At 60.9% G+C, this 25,404-nt stretch carries 13 protein-coding genes; 6 read left to right on the top strand and 7 right to left on the bottom strand.

Annotated elements, in window-relative coordinates:
• Positions 1-358 precede the first annotated feature (358 nt).
• The 3 genes from HHL09_RS12480 to HHL09_RS12470 all read right to left on the bottom strand — a co-directional run bounded on the left by HHL09_RS12480 (position 359) and on the right by HHL09_RS12470 (position 5,923).
• Positions 359-3,010: a carbohydrate-binding protein gene (locus tag HHL09_RS12480; protein ID WP_169454965.1), complete on the bottom strand. Its 2,652-nt coding sequence runs from the start codon at positions 3,008-3,010 to the stop codon at positions 359-361.
• 100 nt (positions 3,011-3,110) lie between these two features.
• On the bottom strand, positions 3,111-3,707 hold the full coding sequence (gene gmk / locus HHL09_RS12475; protein WP_169454964.1) for a guanylate kinase: 597 nt from the start codon (positions 3,705-3,707) through the stop codon (positions 3,111-3,113).
• A 68-nt stretch (positions 3,708-3,775) separates the two neighbouring features.
• The gene (locus tag HHL09_RS12470; RefSeq protein ID WP_169454963.1) at positions 3,776-5,923 is read right to left on the bottom strand and encodes a M3 family metallopeptidase; all 2,148 of its coding nucleotides are present in this window, start codon (positions 5,921-5,923) and stop codon (positions 3,776-3,778) included.
• 292 nt (positions 5,924-6,215) lie between these two features.
• On the opposite strand from HHL09_RS12470, the gene HHL09_RS12465 reads away from it, so the two are divergent.
• From HHL09_RS12465 to HHL09_RS12455, 3 genes are all read left to right on the top strand, one after another.
• Positions 6,216-6,815 carry an NUDIX hydrolase gene (locus HHL09_RS12465; RefSeq protein ID WP_169454962.1) on the top strand — a complete coding sequence of 200 codons (600 nt, stop codon included), beginning with the start codon at positions 6,216-6,218 and terminating at the stop codon, positions 6,813-6,815.
• Between the two features lie 57 nt (positions 6,816-6,872).
• Positions 6,873-8,570, top strand: coding sequence for a single-stranded-DNA-specific exonuclease RecJ (gene recJ / locus HHL09_RS12460; RefSeq protein ID WP_169454961.1), 1,698 nt, complete (start codon positions 6,873-6,875; stop codon positions 8,568-8,570).
• Positions 8,571-8,694: 124 nt separating this feature from the next.
• Complete coding sequence (locus HHL09_RS12455) at positions 8,695-9,864, top strand: hypothetical protein (RefSeq protein ID WP_169454960.1); 1,170 nt, start codon at positions 8,695-8,697, stop codon at positions 9,862-9,864.
• A gap of 62 nt (positions 9,865-9,926) precedes the next feature.
• Here the strand turns inward: HHL09_RS12455 and HHL09_RS12450 are convergent, their stop codons facing one another.
• The 4 genes from HHL09_RS12450 to leuA form a co-directional block, all read right to left on the bottom strand.
• Positions 9,927-10,388, bottom strand: a complete 462-nt coding sequence (locus tag HHL09_RS12450) for an aminoacyl-tRNA deacylase (protein WP_169454959.1) — start codon at positions 10,386-10,388, stop codon at positions 9,927-9,929.
• 316 nt (positions 10,389-10,704) lie between these two features.
• Positions 10,705-11,166 (bottom strand): aminoacyl-tRNA deacylase, encoded by a 462-nt coding sequence (locus HHL09_RS12445; RefSeq protein ID WP_169454958.1) that lies wholly within the window; start codon positions 11,164-11,166, stop codon positions 10,705-10,707.
• Positions 11,167-11,493: 327 nt separating this feature from the next.
• Positions 11,494-12,144 (bottom strand): NAD(P)H-dependent oxidoreductase, encoded by a 651-nt coding sequence (locus HHL09_RS12440; protein ID WP_169454957.1) that lies wholly within the window; start codon positions 12,142-12,144, stop codon positions 11,494-11,496.
• Between the two features lie 150 nt (positions 12,145-12,294).
• A complete protein-coding gene (gene leuA, locus HHL09_RS12435) occupies positions 12,295-13,980 on the bottom strand; it encodes a 2-isopropylmalate synthase (protein ID WP_169454956.1) in 1,686 nt (561 codons plus the stop codon).
• Positions 13,981-14,319: 339 nt separating this feature from the next.
• Between leuA and HHL09_RS12430 the strand changes: the two genes are divergently transcribed.
• The 3 genes from HHL09_RS12430 (at position 14,320) to HHL09_RS12420 (ending at position 25,380) form a co-directional block, all read left to right on the top strand.
• Positions 14,320-21,066 carry a choice-of-anchor D domain-containing protein gene (locus HHL09_RS12430; RefSeq protein WP_169454955.1) on the top strand — a complete coding sequence of 2,249 codons (6,747 nt, stop codon included), beginning with the start codon at positions 14,320-14,322 and terminating at the stop codon, positions 21,064-21,066.
• A 329-nt stretch (positions 21,067-21,395) separates the two neighbouring features.
• Complete coding sequence (locus HHL09_RS12425; RefSeq protein ID WP_169454954.1) at positions 21,396-22,289, top strand: GAF domain-containing DNA-binding protein; 894 nt, start codon at positions 21,396-21,398, stop codon at positions 22,287-22,289.
• Between the two features lie 55 nt (positions 22,290-22,344).
• Entirely contained in the window at positions 22,345-25,380 is a 3,036-nt protein-coding gene (locus HHL09_RS12420; RefSeq protein ID WP_169454953.1) for a PVC-type heme-binding CxxCH protein, read from the top strand.
• The last annotated feature ends 24 nt before the right edge of the window (positions 25,381-25,404 follow it).

Here is a 25,404-nt window from a genome sequence, read left to right as displayed (position 1 = left end):
AGATAGCTCAGGGTAAGCGCACCCTTTCTAGAGCCCCAACGGGGCGGCCGGGAGATAGCCCAGGGTAAGCGCGCAGCGCGCAACCCTGGGTCAGGCCGCGAACAAGAACGCACCCTGAAGGGGTGCCGGGAGGCTTCTTAGCGGATCCATCCTCGTTTTAGCAGACCCTGGCAGTAGAACCTCACCCCCGCATTTGGGAATATCCCGGCAAGCATGCCCCTTGTCCGCCCAAATTCATTCCCGCGAAGCGCACTTCGTTTGATGATTGGCAGATTGATGATGGATGACTCCTCCCCCACCCACCTGTTAATTTTCATGTTATTAACAGGCGGAACAGGCCGAGGTTTCCCAAAGTCTCTTAGCTCCCCTCGATCAAATAGTACGGAACATCCCCCCGCAAGGTGATCGCCGCCGCACTTCCCGCTTCCCCGCTCGCCATCCCGTTCCCATCCAGCGCCGTGACCTTCAGCTTCGCCGCATCGCCTCGCTTGAATTTCACCGTTCCCTCGAACTTCTTCACCAACCATGGGTCACTCCCGATGTTCGTGATCCGTCGTGTGCCATGCGGCCCGTCCTCCGTCGCAAAATTCGTCGCCTTCTCCTCGCTCATCACCTGCAGAAGGATCTTCCCGGATCTCGAGAGCGGCTTCCCATCCAGCGCCACCGCCACGATCTCCGCCGCATCCATCGGACAAGTAATCTCTAGATCCGGGAACGCGATAATGCCCGCCGCTTTCAAATTACCTGCTGCTCCCTGCGCCGCCGGAGCACACAAGCTCAGCACGCCTTTCCCGTAATCGAGCGCCACCTCCCCGTTCGAAGCCGTCACTTTCTTCGCATCGCGATCGATCAGCTTCGAAAGATCCGCCAGCTTAGCAGGCTTCGCTACTCCTCCGATCTGCACCGAAGTACGGCCCGTATAGTAAATCAAAGGATCGATCCCCTTTTCTCCGGCATCCGCGGTTGCCGGAGCCTTCACTTTCCGCAGCTCATCCAGATTCGCCTTCGGTGCCAGCGGACTACCCTTCAGTCCTACTGCATCTTCCATCGACAGCGAAACATCCGCCACCACCTTCCCTTCCCTCACCAGTCCCTTTCGGAAGATCAGCGCTGCCGCCGGAAACTGCCCCGCCTGCGTCGGTGCCATCAGCGTCCACGGCTGCATGAAGTAGCCTGGTTTCACCGACCAATCCTTCGAATCGAGCGCGAAGTGGACCACCGCATCGCTCCCCTGTAGCGCGCCATACGCCGCATAGAACAACGGCGCTTCCCCGCGATACCGGTTCGGCCGGTTCCACGTCGTCTCCGAGATCATCGATGGCTTCCCGTTGAACTCCGGATCCACTGCGGGGTGCGAGAAGTCCAGCGGCTTTCCGGCTTCCTCGGGCTCGAAACGCAGCGCACTGCGATCCCGGTAGGTATGCCCATCCCGGATCGACCACGCCGCGTTGTCTCCCTGCTGATCGCAGCTGAAGTAGCCGTGGCGATCGATGAAGTCACCGGGCGTGTAGCTATACTTCTCCAGTGGCCCGAAGATATCGTTGTTCGCCGTCGTCCAGTTCGACGCCGTGACCAAGCCCTTGAAGCCCTTCTCACGCAGCCATGCGATCGTGTCTTCGTAGAAGCCACGCTGCGTCTCCATCAGGAATGCCGCCGTGTCCTGGTCCCGCGCCGACTTCTCCGTGAACATCTGATACAGCGGCCGGAAGCCGAGCCGGTCCTCTGCATCATGGGCGTGGGCGTACTTCCACACATCCAGCGCCTTGAACAGCGAGCCATACTTCTTCGTCGCCCACGTCGCGAATTGCTTCTCCAGCTTCTCAAGCTGCGGTGCAGGGATGTTCTTGTCGTCGAAGGTCCAGAAGAAGAAGGAGTCTTCGTTCACCAGCTCCACGCCCATCACCGCGGCTTCATTGGCCAGAGTCGTTCCATCCGGGCCGGGCTTGGTGAGCAGTGCCTCCAACCAGTTGCGATAGAGCTTCTGGAACTCCGGCTCGAAGTAGAGCAGCGCGAAGGGATGGGAGTCCCCATTGTAGCCCTCGCGCCAGCCCGGACCATTGTCCGGCCGCAGCCACAGCGGGAAATAGACCGAGAGATGCGAGTAGATCCCTTCCTTCTTCATCGCCGCCACCACTTCGTGAATGTGCGCGATCTTCTCCGGCTTCAGCTCGCCCGTCTTTTCGTCAAAGACCGCACCATGCAGGCGCACCAGGTTGACTCCGCGCTTCGCCAGCATCCGCGCGCACTCTGCCAGTTCTTCGCCGTGCAGGTCCGGTGGACCATTTACTCCCCAGAAGCGCACCGGCTCTCCGGTGCTCCGGTAGATGAACTCCCCACCCTTCACCCCGATGCCGCCTTTCTCGCCCGCGGTCTTCTCATTGAGCGAGCGCAGATCGAGCAGTGCTCCTTCAAAGCGATCCTTCCCCGGCAGCCATGGCACCCAGCCCTTGTTCTCCGCGGCTAGCTTATCCTTCCGGGCCGCGATCTCCTTGGGCTTCAGGATTCCCACTGGCTCGAAGGATGCCGGTGCGAGCACGAAGCAATCGAGACTGCCGTGGTTCTCATTCGGGCTATCGAACTTGAAGGCGATGCGGTGCTTTCCCTTAGCCAGCTTCGCCGTCCCCGCATGAGCCCATGCGAGAAAGCGCAAGTCGGGCTTCCCGTCGTCCGCGATGTTCACGTTGCCCGTCTGCCGCTTGTCCATGTCGATGACTTGGGAAGCACCGCCATCAATCTGATAGGAGACATGGCTCTGAACGGGATTCGATCGTACCCAAAGCTCATACGACCCCGCCTCGGGCACCTCGAAATCATAGCGCGCCGTCCCCGGATAATCCTTCGAAAAGTTCGAAATGAAATCACCTCCCGAAAGCTCCTCCTTCTTCACCGTTCCGTGATACCACGGGTGCTTCGCCATCTTCGACTCCGCGGCGGATTCACCTTCGATCCAGATGACTGGTTGCTCCGCATACAGCGGACACGCGAGCAGGGCGAGAAACAGGAAGCGCACGGATGGAATACCATTCCAACCCGGCGCTTGTTGCAAGCAAGAGCCAAGAGCCGGAAGGCACCTCTAGAACGGCGTTGCCGTTCTCAGAAAGTAATTCCCTCTACCGCTTCAACCGGTCCACCCGCAATCTCTCCCCGATCAGCAGCGCCTTGAACTGCGCATAGTCCTCCTCATGCGTCGCGGACAGCAGCCGGTACTTGTACTCCGGCCAATGCCGCATCTCATCGATCGCATTCCGCATCCGCAGTTCGATCACCTCGGCGCTGTCGGTGCCGCGGCCGTTCAGGCGTGCCGCAAGCTCCTCTTCATCCGGAGGCATCACGAAAAGATCCACCAGAGCCAGGCGGATCGCCGGATCATCACAGGCGCGCACCAGCGCGGCGCCCTGCACATCGATGTCCATCACCACATCGATCCCCGCGGCCAGGCGCTCGCTCACCTCGCTGCGCAGCGTGCCGTAGTGGTTCCCGTGCACATAGGCATGCTCCAGGAACTCACCCTCGCCCACGCGCGTCACCATCTCTTCCTCCTGGAGGAAATAGTACTCGCGACCGTGCTCCTCCCCCGTGCGTGGCGAACGCGTCGTGCAGGAAATCGAGAACTGCGCCTCACCCTCTGCGGCCAGACGGCGGCAAAGCGTGGACTTCCCGGAACCCGAAGGTCCGGAGACGAGAAAGAGGATGCCGGTGCGGGACATGACTGCGGTTGGGCGGGGACGGCGATTGCGAATGGAAATCGCCGCCCGGGCAACCGCATTCCACGTTTTTACGCCATCGCGGTCTCCTTTTCGCCACCCGCAAGCAGGATCTCCCCGGAGAGCCCGGAGCGGATCAGCAGAGGATCCAGCGCGGCGTCCCGGCCCATGAAGCGGCGATACAGCTCATCCACTGGCGCGGAGTTCCCCTTCGAAAGGATGTGCTCGCGGAAAGCGGCACCCGTCGCCGGATCGATCACGCCATTCTCTTGGAAGCGTGTGAAGGCATCCGCATCCAGTACCTCCGCCCACTTGTAGGAGTAATAGCCGGCGGCATAGCCGGTAGGTGCGCTGAAAAGGTGACCGAAACGGCGCGCCATGCTTGGCGCATCCGTCTTCAGCGGCACGCGATAGCTTGAGAGGATCTCGCGGTCCACCGAGTCCAGATCGCGGCCCGCATAGCGCGGCAGGTTGATGTGCAGCTCCAGGTCCAGCTTGCCGAAGGAAAGCTGACGCATGAAGGCCGTGCCGCTCATGTAGTTCTTCGCCGCGATCATCCGGTTGAAGAGATCTTCCGGGATCGGCTCGCCGGTCTCGTAGTGGCGGGCGAAGAAATCCAGCGACTGCCGGTCCCAGCAGAAGTTCTCCATGATCTGCGAAGGCAGTTCGACGAAGTCCCACGGCACGTTCGTTCCGGCAAGCGCGCGCACCGGCACATCGCTCAGCAGGCCGTGAAGCAAGTGGCCGAATTCATGGAAGATCGTCTCCACTTCGCCGTGCGTCAGGAGCGCTGGCTTGCCATCCACCGGCGGGGTCATGTTGCCCGTGATCAGGCCGAGGTGCGGATCGCGTGCAGCCCCTTCATCCCCCGGATGACCGGTGTGCAGGCAGTTCATCCAAGCCCCGCCGCGCTTCGACTCGCGCGGATGCCAGTCGGCGTAAAAGGAACCGAGATGGGCACCACTTGCGCTGTCCTTCAGGTCGTAAAACTTCACCTCCGGGTGCCACACTTCGATCTCATCGGCAGGAGCCTCCGCCGGGCGGGTGCCGCGCTCATGGAAGACCGAATCGCGTTCCGTGATGGTGATGTTGAAGAGCTTGGTGCAGAGTTCGAACATCCCTTTCATCACCCGGTCGACCGGGAAATAAGGACGCAGCAACTCGTCATCGAGATCGTATTCCTCCTGGCGGCGTTTCTCCGACCAATAGGCGAATTCCCAAGGCTGCAAGCCATCCACCACGGTGCCGGTCTTCGCAGCCTTGTAGTTGCACAGCGAGTCATACTCCTTGCGCAACGCGGGCTCCACGCGGTCGTGCAGGTCTTCCACGAATTGCAGTGCCGTCTTGCCATCCCGCGCCATCCGGCGTTGCAGCGTCAGATCGGCGAAGTGGCCGTGACCCAGCACTTCCGCCTTCTGATTGCGGAGCTTCAGGATCTCCCAGACCAGTTGCGTGTTGTCGTGCTCGCCGCTGCCGGCCACCCCCACCGAAGCTTCCCACACCTCGCGGCGCACCGACTCGTCATCGAGGTGCTGCATCACCGGGAACATGGAGGGCATCTGCAGCGTGAAGCGCCATGCCGGAGCCTCATCGGTGGCCAGCTCCTTCGCCTTCGCATTGGCGAATGCCGCCGCCTTCGCCGAGGCCGGCAGGCCTGCCAGCTTCGGCTCATCGGTGATCAGCAGCTCCCACGCATTGGTGGAATCCAGCACGTTCTCCGAATACTGCTTCGTCAGCTTGGAAAGCTCCGCCTCGATCTCCGCCACACGCTTCTTTTGATCCGCGGGCAGATCGGCACCGGACTGTGCGAAGTCCTGCATCGTCTCCTCCACATAGCGGCGGCGCACCGGATCCAGCGTGGCCACCTCCCCGGATTCGCCATAGGCCTTCAGCACCTTCCACAGCTCCTCGTTGAGCGGGATGGAGGCATAGAAATCGGAAACCTCCGGGAGCATCGCATTCAGCGCGGCACGCTGGGCCGGCTCATCGCAGACCGAGTCAAGGTGCTGCAACAGGCCCCAACCGCGGTCGAGCTGTTCGGTGGCCCGCTCCAGTGCGCCGAAGGTATTTGCATAGGTGGCTGCTTCCGGAGCGACCTTGCGGATCGTCTCAAGATTCGCCGCCGCGATCTCCAAGGCTTTTTTGATGTCAGGTTCCACTGCCTCGGGAACCAGAGTGGACCATTTGACGTGGAAATCACCGGAGAGGAAGGGATGCATGGCCGTTACCTAGGCCACCACAGCCCAAATGGGAAATGGAAGTTTCTTGGCGAAATCATGATTTTCCGGATCGCGAAAGCGACTGAGACGGGGTGCCGTTAGATCTGCGCCGCGAAAAGGCGCAAAAGGTCGCAAAAATGGAAAGCCACTCCCCTCGAGGGTCTCTCCTGCTGTCTCCATTTTTGCGCTTCAGCGCTTCTGCACGGCAGATCTCTTTCGTGACCAGTGTCTTCCCAAGCTCTTCCGAACTCGGCATTCGACATCCGGAAATCCGCCTTTAGTCATCCCGCCGATGAATCGTGATCTCTTGTCGGTCAGCCGCGAGTTGAAATCCATGGCAGAGGCCGGCTTGCGCTACTCCACGGGGCCCTACGATCTTGAGCGCTACAAACGCCTTCACGAAATCGCTTCCGAGCTCCTCCAAGCCGAGGACCGCGCGTTTCAATGGCCGGTCGAGTTCGGCTACGCCACGCCGAAGGTCGATATTCGTGCTGCCGTGATCCAAGAGGGCAAGATCCTCCTCGTCGAGGAAGCGGGCACCGGCACTTGGTCCTTGCCGGGCGGCTGGGCGGACCTGAATGCCAGCCCGGCCGAAAATGCGGCTCGCGAGGTCCTGGAGGAGGCCGGGATCGAGGTGGAGGTGCTGAAACTCATCGCCTGCTGGGACAAGGACAAGCAAGGCCACCCCCGCCAGCCGGAGCACGTCTACAAGCTCGTTTTCCTCTGTCGGCCCGTCGGCGGGACGCTCAGACTGTCCCATGAGACGGACGGCGCGGATTATTTTTCACCCGAAGAACTGCCCAAGATGTGCCCCTATCGCAACGCCCCGCACTACGTGGATCTGGCTTTCCGGCATTTCGCGGATACGGGCCTTCCAACCTTGTTCGACTAAGTGCGTTATGCGGGCTTGAGTGGCACGCCGAACGCTGTCTAGAGTCCGCGGACCAAGATGCGCGCTCTCCCCGCCGACTGGATTCTCCACGGCGACCCTTTCCACACCAACGGGAACGGGCGTGCGCACGCCTTTCCAGCGATTCTCGAACATTTGATCCTCCAGCGCGGCCTTCCGGCAGGAGATGATCTGGAAGGTTTCCTCCGGCCCAAGCTTCGCGATCTCAGCGATCCCTTCGAAATCGGAGAAATGCGCGAGGCCGTAACCCGCATTCTGGGTGCCGTCGACCGCGGGGAGCACGTTTGCCTCTACGGCGACTATGATGTGGACGGGGTGACCTCCATCGCGGTCATGCGCCGCCTGTTGCACGCCTACGGGCTGGAGCCGCGCCACTTCATCCCGCGCCGCAGCAATGAAGGTTACGGTCTGAGCAAGGCTGCGCTCGAGCGCTGCATGCAGGAGGGCCCGAAGCCAGATCTTCTCATCGCCGTGGACTGCGGCACCGTGTCCGTCGATGAAATCGCCGCTCTCCGCGCGGACGGCGTGGATGTCATCGTCGTTGATCACCATGAGCCCAGCCCCCGAGGCAGGCCGGACGTGATCGCGCTGGTGAATCCGAAGTTCGGCGGCGGTCCGACCTATCTCTGCGCCGCCGGGGTCTGCTTCAAGCTGGCCCACGCCATGGTGAAGGAGCGGTCGGTCCCGGGCTTCGACCTGAAGGAGCTGCTCGAACTCGTGGCGGTGGCCACCATCGCCGACATCGTGCCGATGATCGGTGAAAACCGCATTCTCGTCCGCCATGGTCTCAAGCGCCTCCCGCTGACCCTGAATCCGGGCCTCCAAGCCCTTCAGGAAGTCTCCGGCATGAATGGCAAGGCGACCTCGATGGACGTCGGCTTCCGTATCGGGCCGCGCCTGAATGCCGCCGGCCGCATGGACGTGCCGGAGGATGCCCTCGCGACTCTCCTCACCGATTGCAAGCGCCTCGCCCGGGCCCTCGCGGAGAAGCTGGACGACTACAACAAGCGCCGCCAAACCCACGAGAACCAGATCCGGCGCGAGGCCATGGAGATGCTTTCCAGCAGCTTCGATCCGGTGCTAGATCCCGTCATCGTCCTCGGTTCCCGTGCCTGGCATCCGGGTGTTGTGGGCATCGTGGCCTCCCGCCTCATGCGGCAGTTCCACAAGCCCACCTTCGTCGTCGCGATTGACGAGGAAGGTGTGGGCAAGGGCAGTGGCCGCAGCATCGAGGGCGTTTCCCTGGTGCAGGCGATCCATGCTTGCCGCGGGCATCTGCTCGCCGGTGGCGGTCACGACATGGCTGCGGGTCTCTCGATCACGGAAGACCGCATGGATGCCTTCCGCAGCGACTTCGCAGACTACGTGCTCCAGAATACCGTGCCCGAGCAGCGCCTGCCGAAGCTGCGCGTGGATGCGGAGATCACCTTCGACCAGCTTTCACTGGAGTTCCTCGCGGACTACGAGCTTCTGCAGCCTTTCGGCAATGGCAACCCGCAGCCGATCTTCATGGCGCGCGGCGTCCATCTCAGCCGTCCGCCGGTGCATATGAAGAATCAGCACCTGCGCCTGAATCTTCGCCAAGGCTATCACGAACAGGATGCTGTCTTTTTCGGCGGCGGCGAAGTAGCCCTGCCGGATCCTCCGTGGGATATCGCCTTCACCATCGACCGCAATTGCTTCCGCGGTCGCACCACGCTGCAGATCATCCTGCAGGACGTGCGGGCCTCGAAGTAGCCCCTGCGGATGCCCCTTGGGACGGGCGTCATATGTCAAAGGAATGTCAAAACACCGGCATGGGTGTGTCTGAAGCTTGTGGGCTCTCTCCGATTTCTGCACGGATAAGGGGATTTCCCCTGCAATGAGTTCTCTCCGAAAATCTGGACGCCATCTTTCTGGATTCGCTGCCGCCCTGGCCATCGGCGGCTTCGCTTGCTCGCCTGCCTCCGGCCAGGACGAAGCTCGGGTGCCGATGCAGGTCGAGAAGTCGGATGGCAGCGTGGTGATGCTTCCCTATCTCCGCTTCGATATTGCCGATGGAGTCGCGGTCTTTGCTTCCGACGATGGCGGTGAGCAGAAAGTGGCTGCTGCAGAGATGACCATCGCCAGCTTGGAGAGGATCGCCGTGAAGATGCCTCCCGTCGCAGGTTGGTTGGCACCGGATAAAGCTTATCTCTGCGTTCGTGCCGTTGGCGCCGTCGATCAGCAACACGAGGAGGAAGCCGCCGCGGCGATCCTCGGTGCCGCGAACACCGCGCCCGCTTTGAAGGAACGGATCGCGCTGCTGCAGCTTCACGCCATCGTCAATGGAGTCCTCAAAGCGGATCACGACCGCGTGAGGATGGAAGCCGAGGTCAAGAGCACCCGTGAGGCCATGGGTCGCGAGCATCAGAAAGATCTCCACTATGCGAATCGTCACGCGGTAAATCCCCTGACAGGCCGGGATCAGAAGACGCCCCACATGGAATGGTCGAAGGCGAAGACCGAGCCTCAGCTTCAAATCTGCATCGAGCGTGAACAAAGCTCGAAGCGTGAGCTGATGCTCCGGCTTGCCTCCTGTCACATCTTTGCCCGCTACTGTGAGATCTCGGGACGAGAAACCTATGCCAAGGAGCTCGATCAGCTCCGGGCCAAGGTGATCAGCCGCTCTCCCGTCACCCGCGATTCGGAAGCCGCTGGCCTCGCCCTGCTGGCATGGATGAGCTCGCGCGTTTGCGTCCATCATCACACGGGAAACAATGCCGCGCTGCTTGCGAAGATCTTCGAGAAAATCCAGCCGGAGTATCAGGTGGAGAATGCCTTCAAGATCATCCTTTTCGATCGCCCGCCGGAGGAACCCTTCAAAGCCAAGGCGGTGGTCGCTGCCCTGAGCGCGCAGAAGCTTGTGCAGGGCGACATCGGCGATGGTGTGATCGAGATGCGGCTGCGGAACGGCCTCCGCGAAACGACCCCGGACTTGGAACCGCGCAGGAAAGTCATCCGCCAGCTCATGCCCTTCATCGAAGAAGCCATCCGCATGGGTTCCCGCTGACGCGCGAAGGCCGCCGCCCGGAGGCGACGGCCTTCCCTGCCATTGTCACGGAAATGGATCCATCATGCGGTGATCGGTGCCACGCGCGGCTTCACCAGCCGGTCAAAGTCGGCCCAAGACATCCGGATCGCTTCGGTGTGAGACCCGGCGTTGAATGCGATCTCTCCTTCGTCCGCCAATTTTGGCGATACATAGATCGACATGTCGTAAAGGTTGCCGAAAGGCGGCATTGCGCCCGCTTCGCAGTCCGGGAAGAAGCTCTTGAATTCGTCTTCATGGGCCAGCCGCACGTCATCGGTGTGTGCCAGTTCGCGGATGTCCTCCAATTTCACCCGCTGGTTCGCAGGCACCACGGCCATCGCCATCGCGCCATCGATCACCACCATCACGGTCTTCGCCAACATGCTGCTCGGGATGTGCGCGGACTCCGCCACTTCTGTCGCGGTAAAGGCGCGCGAGTGGGTGATGGTGATGTATTTGACCTTTCTCTGGTCGAGATACGCTCTCAGTGATTTTGCTAGCATCGGAATACCCTCGCTTTCCGTGTTGCGCCGGAGTTGGGAGCGGACCCGGCAGGTTTTTTCTGAGTTCTGGACATTCAATCATAGGCCCGCAGCCGGGCCCGGTCAAATCAGCCAAGGGCGGAAAACAAAACGCCCGCTTTCATGGGGGAAAGCAGGCGTCGTACAAAGGCGAACCGGGCGATATCTCCGAATCATTGTTGGTCCCTAAATGGACTTCACAATATGTAGCGATTCAGGATCGTCCGGTTCTAGGAATACAAGTCGTTCAGCTTTTGATCCGCGCAAATGCTTTTTGAGAAAAAACATCGCGCGCTTGTCACGTCGCGAATTTCGCAACGCGGGGATTCACCAGACGTTCAAAGTCCGCCCAGCGCATCTTGATCGTTTCGGTATGCGATCCCGCGTTGAAGGCGAGATCACCGACATCCGCGAGCTCGGGAGAAACGAATACCGGGATGTCGTAGAGATTGCCAAAGGGCGGGATGGCCCCCACCTCGCAATCGGGGAACTGGCGTCTGAATTCATCCTCGCGCATCAGCCTCACATCATTCGTATGAATGAGGCCGCGGAGGTCGTCGAGGCGGACCCGGTGGTTTGCCGGGACCACCGCCATGGCCATCTGGCCATCGATTTCGACCATCACCGTCTTCGCCAGAATGCTACCGGGGATATGAGCGCACTCCGCTACCTCCTGTGCGGTGAAGGCGCGCGAATGAGTAATGGTAAGGTACTTGATCTTGTTGTGGTCGAGGTAGTCTCTCAGTGATTTCGCTAGCATCGGAATACCCTCGCTTTCCGTGGTTGCGCCGGAGCCGGCGACGATCCGGCGGGTTTTTGGGAATCTTGGAAAGGTACCCGTAGCCCCGCTGGCAGCGACGTCAAATCAGCCTCGGAGCCTGTCGCTAAAAACCAGAAGCGCCTGTCCGTTTCCGGAAGCAGGCGTCTGGAGAAAAAAGGTGAGCCGGGCGATTCCCCGAATCTTCGTTGGGCCCCATTGGGCTTCACGATTTTGAGTGATTCGGCTCGTCCGGCTCTGGAGATACCAGTCGCACCGATCCATTCTCGCGCAACTGGTTTTCGCGGAATTTTTTCGGGCGCGATCCGATTACACGTGAAGAATCACTTCTTCCTCGGTGAAGCGAACCTTCGGCAATTTTGAGTAGCCGTCCTCATTCGAACGATAGCCGACGGCGACCACGGCCAGCGCTGTAAGATCCTTCTCACCCAGACCCAGAATCCGGTCGTACGCGCTCGGGTCGATGCCTTCCATGGGACAGGCATCAAGGCCCATCAGTGCGGCACTCGTGAGCAGCACGCCGATGGGGATGTAAACCTGCCGGGAAGTCCACACAGCACGTTCGGCAGCGCTTTTTCCCTGAAGGATGCTACCGGTGATCATGCCGCGGAAGCCGGAAAGATCTTCTTGGGAGACGCCGCGGACTTCCGCGATCCGTTCCATGTAGTGGCCCACGTCCTTCTCGGTGACGTCCTTCTTGGCGGCGAAGACGACGAGGTGCGAGGCGTCGGTAATCTGGGATTGGCCCCAGGAGGCGGCCTTTAGCTCCTCGCGCACCACCGGATTCTCCACCACCACGAAGGCCCATTGCTGCATGCCCAAGCTTGAGGGGGAAAGGAGCAGGGCCTGCTCAAGCGCCGACCATTGCTCCGCGGGAACCTTGCGGTCCGCGTCGAATTGTTTGGTGGCGTAGCGCCAGCTCAATTGCTCCACCAGTTGCTCGGGTGCGATCGTTTTCATCGGCGGAAGTCTTACCACCCCGCCCTGCTTTCCACCCAATGCCGTCTCGGCAGCCTCAGCATGCTGCATTTGCGCTTTGGGCGGATCGGCCCCTGCCCGCAAAGAAAAGGCCCCGGAGCGGCCGCGCCACTCCGGGGCTTTCAGGAAAACTCAGGCTCTCAGCAAGTTCCACGCCGTCACCAGCGCCTTTAGGCCTGCCATCTCGATCGAAGGATCGATCCCGCAGCCCCAGAGGATCCGGCCATCGTCATGCTGGACCTGGACGTAGGCCGCAGCACTTGCATCGGAACCGCCCCGGACCGCGTGCGAACGGTAGTCGGTCACCTTGAAGTCCTTCATGCCCGCGCTTTCCATCGCATGGACGAAGGCATTGATCGGGCCGTTGCCCATGCCGTGGATCTGCTTCTCTTCGCCATGAAGTACGATGGTTGCCGTACAGGCTACCTGGCCGCGCTCCGTGGTGTGGTGCACCAGCTCGTAGTCCTTCACGGAAAGCGGCAGCTCCACATTGGCGAAGAGCCGGTGGAAGGCATCCCGGATCTCGTCCGGTGTCAGCTCGCGGCCCAGCTCGTCGGCGAGGTCGTAGATGCGCTTGCCGACCTGCGGGTGCATCGTCTTCGGCAGGTCGAGGCCGTGTTCGCGGTCCAGGATGTAGGCGATGCCGCCCTTCCCGGACTGCGAGTTGATGCGGATGATCGCCTCGTAGGAACGGCCGATGTCCTGCGGATCGATCGTGAGGTAAGGGACGCCCCAGGCGATTTCCGGGTTGTCCTTGATCTCCTTCTCACGGCGGTCCAGGCCCTTCTTGATTGCATCCTGGTGGGAGCCGGAGAAAGCCGTGAAGACCAGTTCGCCCGCGTAGGGATGGCGCTCGCCCACGGTCATGCGGGTCACCCGCTCATAGACTTCGCGCAGCGCTGTCAGGTCGGAGAAATCGAGGCCGGTCGGGATGCCGTGGCTGTTCATGTTCAGCGCCACGTTCACGATGTCCAGATTCCCGGTGCGTTCGCCATTGCCGAAGAGCGTGCCTTCCACGCGATCCGCGCCGGCCATCAGGCCCAACTCGGTCGCCGCGGTGCCGGTGCCGCGGTCATTGTGGGTGTGCAGGGACACGATCAGGGACTCGCGTCTCTTCAGGTGGCGGCACATCCACTCGATCATGTCCGCGTGGATGTTTGGCGTGGTCCACTGCACCGTGTCGGGCAGGTTGATGATCATCTTTTTCTCCGGCGTTGGCTGCCAGACCTCGATGACCCCGTTGCAGCACTCCAAGGCGAAATCCAGCTCCGTATCCGAGAAGGACTCCGGCGAGTACTGCAGCACCACTTCGGTCTTCGGGATGGTCGGAACCAGCTCCTTCACCAGCTTCGCGCCCTCGATCGCGATGTCGCGGATCTGTTCGCGCGTGGCATCGCTGAAAGTCACCCGGCGTTGCAGCGGAGAGGTGGAATTGTAAATGTGGACGATCGCCCGCTTCGCGCCATCGATGGCCTCGAAGGTGCGGCGGATCAGGTGCTCGCGGGTCTGCACCAGCACCTGGATGGTCACATCCTCCGGGATGCGGTTCTCATCGATCAGGCGGCGCAGGAAGTTGAACTCCGTATCCGCGGCGGAAGGGAATCCCACCTCGATCTGCTTGAAGCCCACGCGGCACAGCAAGTCGAAGAACTCCAGCTTCTCCTCCACGGACATCGGCTGCGGTAGTGCCTGGTTGCCATCGCGGAGGTCCACCGAGCACCAGATCGGCGCGGTGGTGATGGTCTGGTCCGGCCAAGTGCGGTCCGGCAACTGAACCGGCGGGAAGGGCCGGTACTTCGAAATCGAGGCAGAGTTCACGGGATGAAAAATGGGAAAATGAAGAAAACAAAACAGACGGGAAAGGTGCCGCGGAAAAATGCGGCGGTCCGGAGACGGCGGTAGGAAAAGATAATGCTCAGCGGGTGGCCAGCCCTAGAAGGAGCGGCCGCAGCTCAAGAAGCCCGCGGAGATTCGTCGTCACGGAGCGGAAGCTGCCTCGGAGAGCCCCGCCTGTCGAGGGGAAAGGTACCGGGCCTTGCCGCCGGGGCGGAATTCTTCAAATCTTCACGTGCCGCGTGGTGAAACTCCCTGATATCATGGCGCGTTTTCCACGGATCTCACCCGCTCCGGTATTTCGTCCCGTTTGCCCTGTTTCCGATGAACTTTCAGTTCCCTGCCTTCACCCGGCTTTGCCTGTCCTCGCTTCTCCTCGCGTCCGCCCTGCCGGCGGGCGCTGCTCCGCAGTTGCGTGTCGAGCGAGATGATGGCTCCGAGATTACCAGGAAGCGGCATGCCACGGTTTGGATGGATGGCGAGCTGGTCAGAATAGAAGAAAAGCAGGATGCGGATCTCGTAAATCTCACTCCCGGCTACTGGCCCGGATTGGTTTATAGCGACGGAACGGCCCGGGTGGTGGATGCGAGCACGACCACCCTCTGTCCCATCGGGGACGTGAAGTCTTTGGTGGCAAATGGCGGCGTTCGTCCCGTGCTAACGCAGGACGGCTCCGTTCATTACTGGTTTTCAGGGAGCTTGCCGCAAGTTCCATCGGACCTTGGCATCGTCACAGCCATCGCAGCAGGATATGAACACGTGGTAGCTCTCCGTCAGGACGGGACGGTTGCAGCGTGGGGCGGGGTAAATCCGAACGTGGTTCCCTTGAAGGTCCAAGTACCCGAATATCTGTCCGAGGTGGTTGAGGTGGCTGCCAGCGGCGACTTTAGCCTCGCGTTGAGATCGAATGGCACGGTTGCGGTGTGGGGTGCGGTAGTGGGTTCGCCCCCTTCAGGCCTCGGTCAGGTAAAACAGATCGCTGCCTATTCTCAGGGTGCCATGGCCTTGAAAACCGACGGAAGCGTCAGGGTATGGGGTTCGGTAACCAGTGGGCGAAATCCTCCAGCCGGAGTTGGTCCCCTCAGTCAGATCGCGGTCTCAAATTCAACGACCGCTGGAATCAGGGCTGATGGCAGTGTCGCGACTTGGGGGGCTTCCTCCTTCACGCTCTTGCCGGGTTTGGGTGAAGCGGATGGCGTAGCTTGTGGAAGTGATTGTGTCGTCGCCACCACTCCGCAACGCATCGAATCCTTTGGCGTGCAGCCGAGAGGCATTCCGATCGAACGCACTTTCACGATCCGGAACACTGGAGACCAAGCCCTCGATTTGTCGGGGGTCACTCTCACGGGAACCGCAGGGAACGATTTCACCCTTGATGCCTCGCAATTGCCCGCAAGCCTTCCTGTAGGCCAGAGCGGGAGTTTCAGGGTCATCTTCACTCCTTCGGATCTCACAACGAAGGCGTCTCTACTCTCCTTTGAATCGAATGATCCCGCCCACGCCTCATTCCGTTTTTCTGTTAGCGGCAAAGGATCCAATCTTCCCCCGGTGGCGGCCGATCATAGCGCCTCCGTGGCCGAGGATTCCCCCGCTGATATCGTATTGCCGACATCGGATCCGAACGGTGACCCCTTGAGTTTGTTTATCCCCGAGCAGTCTGCCGGCGGCACCCTGTCCAACTTCACTGGAAACACGGTGCGTTTCACTCCGGACAGAGATTTCACTGGCACCTTCACCTTCACCTATCGGGCAAGCGATGGCTCCCTGAGTAGCGAAAAGCGGAGCGTCACCATTAGCGTGACTCCGGTGAATGATCCACCCTTCATCCATTTTCCGGGTGATCAGTTGGTGCGGTCGAGCGTCGCTGGCGCGGGGACAGTGGTGCCCTTGAAAGTCAGTGGAGGCGACGTGGAAGATGGTCTCGTCTCGCCAGTTCTGCGAGTGAATGGTCAGGTGATCGGACCGGATCATGTCTTTCCTCCCGGCGTCACGGTGGTGGAAGTGACGGTGACGGATAACAACGGGATAGCGACGGTTCGCACGTTTGAAGTCCGTGTCATCGAGGGGCCTTGCCTCAGTCTTCAATATCCTTCCGGCCGACCGACCCAAAAGAGCGGCCAGGTGCTCGCCTGGGGAGATTCCGCGTACGGGGCGGTTGCTGTTCCCCAAGGCTTGGCCGATGCCGTGGCTATCTCCGGGGGATCCAGGCACTCCGTTGCCCTCCGTGAAGACGGCACGGTGGTGGCGTGGGGTTGGAACAACTCTGGCCAGACGGTGGTTCCTGAAGGCTTGTCTGATGTGATTGCGATCGCGGCAGGCGGCGCTCACACGTTGGCGCTGAAATCCGATGGCACAGTCCGGACCTGGGGTGCGAGTAGCGCCACTTCCGGAATGCCAGCGGGTCTCACCGGGGTGGTCGCGATTGCGGCGGGAAGCACTCACTCACTGGCATTGAAATCGGACGGTAGCGTGGTCGCTTGGGGGAGCGACTATGGCGGCACGGAGGTTCCTCCGGACCTTTCTGGCGTCGCAGGTGTCTTTGCTGGATCCGGAGCAAGCTATGCAGTGAAGGAGAATGGTAGCGTGGTGGCTTGGGGGAGAGCGGATCAAGGTCAGCTTCAGGTCCCTTCATGGCTCTCCGGCGTCGAGTCGATCTCGTCGATGAGTTTTCACAGCGTTGCCCGGCGTTCCGATGGCAGCGTCGTTGTTTGGGGCGGTGAGTCAAACCGGCTCCTGTCGGAGATTCCGACCGGTGCGGCCTTCGCGCGTTCTGTGTCGGCGGGAGGAAATTTCCATATCGCCGCGCTGGAGGATGGCAGCACTTCGTATTGGGGAGGCTTCGTGAATAACAGCTTTTATCCCCCTTCGAGCCCCGCGGGGATCGACATGGTAGCCGCAGGGGATGGGCACGCCCTTGGGATTCAATATCGCACTGAGCAACTCAGCTTCCGGATGCCGGTTGCGGTTTCGGCATTGCCCCGCACTCTGAGGATTGCAAACCCGGGCACTTCCGATCTCCAGATCACGGGCCTCTCCATCACGGGGACCCATCCTGCCGATTTCACTGTGGAGCGGAGCGGCTTGCCGGGTGTCCTCCCGCCGGCAGCCAGCGGCAGCTTTGAAATCCGCTTCTTGCCCGCTGCGCTTGGCCAGCGCGAGGCTACACTCCTGATTCAGACCAACGATCCCCTGTCGCCGTCGCGCTCCATCAAATTGACCGGCACATGGACAAACACGGCACCCGTGACGAGCAGCCTTTCCGGTCTGGTACTTGATGAAGATGCTCCCGGCGGTTTGGAGATCACACTGCCTGCCACCGATGTGAACGGGCAGACCCTAAGTTACTCCATCGTGACACCTCCTGCGGCGGTCGCAGGTACCTTGGGACCTGTGGTTGGAAACAAGGTGATCTTCACTCCTGCCTTGGACTATCATGGCAGCGTCGGGTTCACCTTCAAGGCGAGTGACGGATTCAACGAGAGCAACGTCTCGTCCGTAAGCCTCACGATCAATCCCGTGGAGGATGCACCTCGTTTGATCCTGCCGGGTTCTCCTTGGGTCGTTCCGACTTTGGAAGCCGGAGGATCCATCGTGGATTTCCTGGTGGATGCCTTCGATGCGGAAGACGGTTGGATCAGCTATGTTGTCACGAGTAACGGACTCCCCGTTTCCAGTGGAGATTACTTCCCTTTCGGCGACACCATCGTGGAGGTCACAGCCATGGATAGTGCTGGCCGAACGGCTACAGGATCCTTTGTCGTTCGCGTTGTTTCTGGGGCTGACATGGTTGTGGAAGAGGGCAGTGGGGGAGCATTGTCGCGGAGATCCTTGGTCACGGGATGGGGTGCCAACTCCTCCAATCAGCTGGCTCCCCCTTCCGGTTTGGGACCGATCATCGCCTTGGCGACCGGCTATGAGCATTCACTCGCCGTGAAGGCCGGTGGCACTGTGGTGGCGTGGGGAAACAATGCCAATGGCAAGGCCACGGTTCCGGAGGAGCTTTCGGGCGTGGTTCAAGTTGCCGCGGGACTTCATCACAGCGTGGCCCTCAAATCCGATGGTACGGTTGTGGTGTGGGGCTGGGGCGATAGCGATCTTCAGCCGCCAGCAGGGCTGCCTCCCGTCAAAGCGATCTCTTCGGCTCGGGGCCACATTGTCGCCTTGTGCCAGGATGGAAGTGTCGTGGCTTGGGGTGACAATTCTTACAACCAGTGCGTCGTCCCTTCCGGATTGGGGGAGGTGGTCGAAGTCGCGGCGGGTGGCTATCATTGCGTCGCCCTCAAGAAGAACGGAACGGTAGTGACTTGGGGCAGATCAAATAGTGGACTATCGCCGGTTCCTGCCGGGCTTACCGGAGTGAAAAGCGTCCGCTGTGGGGATGAACATACCCTCGTCCTCAAGAAAGATGGCACCGTAGCCGCATGGGGTGTTAGCCAAGACGGACAAACCTTGGTCCCCGCAGGATTGAGCGGCGTGACTGCGATCGCCGCGGGTGCCGCTCATAGCATTGCTCTGAAGTCCGATGGAACTTTGGTGGCTTGGGGGTCGAATTCGAACAACCAGAGCACGGTGCCCGCCGGCTTGGGAAAGGCGCTGTTGATCTCGGCCAATGGGCAGCACTCGCTCGTCTATGTGGATGAGGTTACCCCTCTTGGCTTTGGTTCGGTCGATCGACCAGGTCCGCTGACCAAAGTCTTCACGATCCGCAATCAAGGTCCCGGTGTCCTTGAGATCGATGATTTTCATCTCACTGGTGTGGATGCCGCATCCTTCCAACTTCAGGCGGGGGCAACCGATCTAGCGCTCGCGACTGGCGAAAGTACTACTTTCTCCGTGACCTTCTCTCCGGGACGAAACGGCCCGCATGCAGCGAGGCTTCGGATCAAGACGAATGATACGACCCGCCCGGAGTGGGACTTCGCGCTTAGTGGCCATGGCTTCAATGGAAGCCCGGTGACTCCGGACCTAACAGGGCTCACTACCCCGGAGGACATTTCCCTGTTCATCAGCCTGCCCGCTACCGATCCGGAGTCGGATCCGCTCACCGTCACTTTTGGTCCCGTTGTTCCTTCGAATGCCGGAACCATCGGTACGCCGGTGGGTAAGAACTTCCTCTTCACTCCGGCCGCGAACTTCAATGGCCCGGTCAGTTTCGTCTATCGCGCGAGCGATGGCGGCACGACGAGCGAAGGAACAGTCTCCTTCGTCGTCATGCCCGTGAATGACCCGCCGGTGGTCTCTTACTTGCCCGGCTTGGTCCGGGTCTTTTCACCGGATCACGACGGCGCGGCGGTGGGATTCCGCCCGCCGGTGATTTCCGATCCCGAAGATGGCTCGATTGCTCCGGTCATGACGATCGCGGGTCAGCCCTTCACCAATGGCTCCGTTCTGGCTCCCGGCTCCTATACGGTGTCGGTCAGTGCGGCGGATAGCACCGGGAGCCCCGTGTCCGGCAGCTTCCCGATTTCCGTCATCGGCACCACCGGTGCTTCTGCGCGGCTTGAGGATGACAGAGGGGTGAAGCTGACCCGCTCCTCCCCGATCGTCGAATGGGACCGTAGCGGCCTGGTCCCGGTCGCAGGCCAAGGTGTCCCTCCCGATCTGCGCGGCGTGAAACAGATCACCGCCGGAAATGATCATGTTGTGGCCTTGCGAAACGATGGAACGGTCTCCGGTTGGGGAGCCTCGACGATGAACCGTCTGTCGATTCCTGCCGATCTCACCAATGCCACGGCAATTGCGGCGGGCATCAATCATACCGTAGCGCTTAGAACCAATGGTACCGTCGCGGCATGGGGGGACAATTCTTCCGGCCAATGCAACGTGCCTGCCGGGCTCAGCGGAATCGTTGCCGTGGCGGCAGGGGGCGATAGGAGCATGGCCTTGAGATCGAATGGAACCGTCGTGGTTTGGGGAAGCGGCGGTTTCCTTACTCCACCCGCTGGTCTCACTGGAGTAACTGCCATTGCCGCGGGCCAGTTCTATTGCATCGCCCTCAAGAGCGATGGAACCGTCGTGGCTTGGGGTGGATCCTCGCCAAGCATTCCACCAGGCTTGAGCGGGGTGGTTGCCATTGCTTCGGGCCTGTATCACTCCGTCGCCCTGAAGTCGGATGGAAAGGTCATCGCCTTTGGGAACAGCAGCTTGGGTCAGACGCTGGTGCCCGCCAACCTCAGCGGTGTAACAGCCATTTCAGCAGGGCCATACCATACCATGGCCTTGAAGTCAGATGGCACGCTGGCGGCTTGGGGTTCTTACGTGGAGAATTTCCGTATCGTTAGCGTTCCGGCTTCGGTCAAGAATGTCACCGCGATGGATGGCGGCTACGGTCGACTCTCTGCGGTGGTCGATAGCCCTTGCTCGCTTGATCTGGGGAAGGCGGCAGCCGGGAGTCCGGTGACCAAAACCGTCCGGATTCACAATCGCGGCACCGCACCGCTTGCCATTGCCGGTATCCAACGCCTCGCCGGAAGCAGCGCGAGCATTACCCACAGCACCCAAGGCATGAATGCCAGCGTGCCGGTGGGAGGCTCCACCACTTTCGCGGTTACCTTCACACCTTCGGGCCTCGGTTCGGCGGCGGCCCGCTTCCGTATCACGTCGAATGACTGGTTTGAGCCAATGATGGATCTGGCGGTCATGGCAGAGAGCACCACTCCCTACTTGGCTTGGGCCCATACTGCAGGCCTCGCGGGGAATGACGCATCTTCAGATGCCGAACCTTTCGATGATGGTTTGATCAACCTCGTGAAATACGCCTTCAACATGGATGGCTCCCGTCAGGACAATCATATCCTCGTTCCTGGCACCGGCCTCTCAGGCCTGCCGCACATCTCTGTCGAAGGCAGCGGGGATCACTCCTTCCTCAGGGTCGAGTTCGTCCGCAGACGCGCCGGAGGTGTTTCCTACACGGTGCAGGCGAGTCCCGACCTCCTTGAGGAGTTCAAGGGTGTCACGATCTCCCCGGATGTCTTTCCCATCGATGATATTTGGGAGCGCGTCGTTGTCAGAAAGCCCTTCGACCCCGCGTTGGAGCCCCTCGGCTTCGCCCGGGTGAGGGTGACTTTCTGAACCGGTCATCAATCCTGCAGGTCAGCGGCTTTCCCTTGGGAAGCCACGGCCTGCCGAGTGGACGGCTGCCGCCACGGGCTTTAACCGATACATGCGGGAGAAGGCCGTCATGAGCAAAAATCGGGTCTTCTCCCGCATGACCATGGGCTTGCTGCCTTACTTTCCTGACGGGGGAAAATCTTGGCTTCGGGCAGCGGAAAGATGGCGGGCAGGAATCCTTCCTTTATTGATTTGTAGATGATCAATCAGGTCGTTATAGCCTTGTCCACTGTCCTACCGATTTCCGGCAATAGTGGTCGAAAATCTGCAAATCCAACACGCTCCGTTCCATGCCCGGTTCCGCCCGACCTCGTGACGCGAACCGGAGCTTGTGGCAGGATCTCGCGCTCGTCGCTGCCTGCCATCCCGCGGAAGCCGCGGTGAATCAAGCGCTTGCGTGCATGGGCAGGGCTCACGACGTGGATCGCGTGTGGATTGTCCGCTACAATGACGAGCTGACGCATCTCTGGAACACCCATGAGTGGTCGCGTGACGGCGTCTCCTCGCACGTGGAGGATTTGCAGGGAGCTTCCGTGGATTTCATCCACTGGCTCCATGGCAAGCTGTTAGATGGGGAGACGGTGCCGGTCTTCGATATTGAGGAACTCCCGCGCCAAGCCCGCGGCTTCCAAGCAGAACTCCGCCGTCAAAAGATTCGCTCCAGTATCAATGCCCCGCTTTTTCATGAGGGAAAGCTCCGCGGCATCTTCGGCTATGACATGGTCCGCCGCCTTGGGAAATGGACCAAGCCTCGCATTGATTTCGTGACCCAGGCCGCGACCTACCTCGCCGGCCTTCTCTATGGCAGCCGCGGTGGCGCGGCTGCATCGACCTCTCCGGTGCATCCATCCCCGCGGACGATCCACATCCACAGCGGCGGCGAAGTGGTCGCTGTCAACCGGGACGACCTGATCCTGATCGAGGCGGATGGCGATTACACCCATCTTCATTTCACCAACCGCCACCCCTACACCGAACTTCGTAGCCTGAAGTCGTGGGAAGCACTCCTTCCCGAGGCCGAGTTCCTGCGGATCAGCCAGCGACACATGATCCACCACTCATGCATCCAGCGCTTGGACCGCTCCTCCGCTTCCGGCTGGAGGCTCCATCTTCACGGCTGGCCGGAGCCGCTTGCTGTCGGTCGGACCTACCGGCATCGGGTGCGCCAGCACTTGGGATTCTAGCCGCTGGCGCGAAAAACCGTCGGATTTGGCCAGTGGAACGCGTATGGATTTCCCGATGCGTCTTCTCCGTTACCTCTTGCCTCTTCTTCTTCTGGGAGTTGCGGCACTTTTTGCCCAGAAGGAACCCGCCAAAGCACCCGATCCACGCCGCTTGGAGGTCCTGTTTTTCGGAGATGACGGCCATCATCAGCCGCTGGAGCGTTACCGCATTTTTAAGGAAGTAAGCGGAAATCGCGGCATCAACCTCACGTACGAGAAGCGCATGGAAGCGCTCACACCGGAGAATCTGGCGAAGTACGACGTGCTGCTCGTTTATGCCAATCACCAGGTCATCTCGCCGGAGCAGCTCGCGGCCGTGAAGGGCTTCGTCGACAACGGCGGTGGCTTCGTACCCGTGCATTGCGGCTCGGCCTGCTTCAAGAAAACGGATGGCTACATCGATCTCGTCGGCGGACAGATCGAGGGTCATGGCGATGGCGTCTTCACCGCTCGAGTCGTGGAGCCGGAGCATGCCACGATGAAGGGCTATCAACCCTTCGAAACTTGGGATGAGACCTATCGCCATCATCGCCTGTCGAAAGACATCACCATCCTCCAGCGCCGCGATGAGGAACCGTGGACCTGGGTGCGCCAGCAGGGTAAGGGACGCGTCTTCTACACCGCCCATGGCCACGACGAGCGCTGCTGGATGCAGGAAGGCTTCCACGATTTGTTAGATCGCGGGATCCGCTGGGCAGCTGGTGAGAACGTCTCACTCGTTGATCTTCCCGCGCTGGAATACAAGGTTCCGATGCTGCCGGATCGCTACGAGACGAAGCAGCCTGTCCCGAAGGTCCAGCAACCGCTCTCGCCGGAGGACTCGATGAAGCGCGCGCAGGTTCCCGCGGGCTTCGAGCTCTCCCTTTTTGCCGCTGAGCCGGACATCGAACATCCCATTGCGATTGCCTGGGATCACCGCGGCCGCCTCTGGGTGGTGGAAACCCTCGATTACCCGAATGGCATGACCACCGGGGAGCGCGGCAATGACCGCTTGAAGATCTGCGAGGACACCAATGGCGACGGCCGCGCGGACAAGTTCACCGTCTTCGCCGACAAACTTGCCTTGGCCACTTCCGCGGTGCATGCGAATGGCGGCGTGATCGTTTCCTCCGGCGGAAAGATGCTCTTCCTCAAGGACACCGATGGCGATGATAAGGCGGACGAACGGAGAGTCCTCTTCGAAGGCTTCAAGATGCACGACACCCACGCCGGCGTCTCAAATCTCCGCTACGGCTTCGATGGCTGGATCTACGGCACGGTCGGCTATGCGGGCTTCGATGGCATGGTCGGCGGCAAGCAGGCAAAGTTTGATACCGGCGTCTTTCGCTTTCTTCCGGATGGCTCGCAGATCGAGTTCCTCGGCAAGACCACGAACAACACCTGGGGCCTCGGCTTCACGGAGCAGTTCGACGTGCTCGGCTCCACCGCGAACCGTCAGCCGAGTTGGCAAGTGATTGGCGATGGTGGAAACGTGCATCGTGCGGATCGCGGCACGCGCATTTTCCCCACCACCTTGGACATCCAGGGCTCCGATGGCTGGGACCCGCCGGTCGAGCTGTTAGGTGATGGCCGCATTCGTGCGAAGTCCCGTCACTACACTGCCGCGGCTGGACACGCCGTCTACACCGCGGATCGCTTTCCGGAGGACTGGCGGAACAAGGCGGCTTTTGTTTGCGAGCCAACCGGACATCTCGTTTCGATGACCCGCTTGCGCGCGGAAAATGCGGATTTCATCGCCTCCTTCGAGGGCGAGAATCTCTACGCCAGCTCCGATGCGTGGTCGGCTCCCGTTGCCGCGGAAACCGGTCCTGATGGTGCCGTGTGGATCTCGGATTGGTACAATATCATCGTCCAGCATAACCGCCCCGGCGCGCCCTTCGAACAAACGAAAGTGGAACGCGGTGCCGGCGCCGCCTACGTCACCCCGCTTCGAGAGAAGCCGATGGGCCGCATCTATAGGGTCTATCCAAGTGGATCCACGGAAGCCGCCAGTGCACTGAATCCTTCAGATCCGGAAAGCGTTCTCAAGGGCCTGAAGCATCCTTCCCTGGTCGTTCGCCTGCACGCCCAGCGTTTGCTCGTCGAGAGCGGAAAGAAAGATATCGCGAGCTCCCTGATCTCTGCCGCGAAGGAAGAGCACGGCATCCATGCCCTTCATGCCTTGAAACAACTCGGCGCGTTGGCACCGGATCAAAGCCAAGGCACCGCCTTGCTTTCAGAGCTTTCGAGAAATCCCTCCGCGGACCTGCGCCGCACCGCGCTTTCACTCTGGCCTGCCGAAACCTCTTGCGACTTCGATCCCCTGAAGGAACCCGATCCCTTCGTCATCCGCGAGTGGCTCCTGCTCGCCGCGCGCATGCCTGCGGATGAAACCCTCGGGCGCAAGCTCCGTGATTGGCACCGCAGCCAGCAGCATCTCCGCCGTGGCGAAGTGCTCGACCGCTGCTTTGCCGTCGCCGCTGCCCGCCACTCCACCGGCTTCCTGCTTGCCTCCCTTGCGAACGCACCGGATCCCTCCGTGCTTAAGGAGCGCATCTATCCCGCTGCCATCAAGGCTTTCGCCGCCAGCCGCAGCCCGCAGGTGCTCGCCTTGTTAGAGAAAGACACCTCTCCTCTCGGCAATGCTCTCAAGGAGGCCGTGAAGGATCACCACGTGGAGAAGAAGCATAATCCGCCCGCGGATCAACTCGCCCGTGGCGAGGCCGTCTATGCCCGCACCTGCGCCGCTTGCCACCAGAGCAATGGCACCGGCGTGGATGGCGCCTTCCCGCCGCTCGATGGCAATGCCAGTATCGCTGGCAATCCGGATGCCCTCGTGAAGATCGTCCTCCATGGACTCACTGGCCCCGTCGAAGTGCCCGGCAAGCTCGCCGTGAATTCCCTCATGCCTCCCGTCATCGGCCTGAACGATGCCGACATCGCCGATGTCCTCACCTTCGTCCGCCACGCGTGGAGTAATGATGCCCCTGCGGTGAATCCTGCCGTCGTGGCTCCCCTGCGCGAATCTACGAAAGACCGGCAAGCGCCATGGACCGCCGCAGAGCTAAAATGAGGCGCGCTTGGCAGCCATCGGATA

Origin of the sequence: Luteolibacter luteus (genome assembly GCF_012913485.1) — a bacterium.
GTDB classification, from domain to species: Bacteria; Verrucomicrobiota; Verrucomicrobiia; order Verrucomicrobiales; family Akkermansiaceae; genus Haloferula; species Haloferula lutea.
The sequence above is the reverse complement of the archived record's forward strand: the minus strand, read 5'-3'. Positions and strand labels throughout refer to the sequence as shown.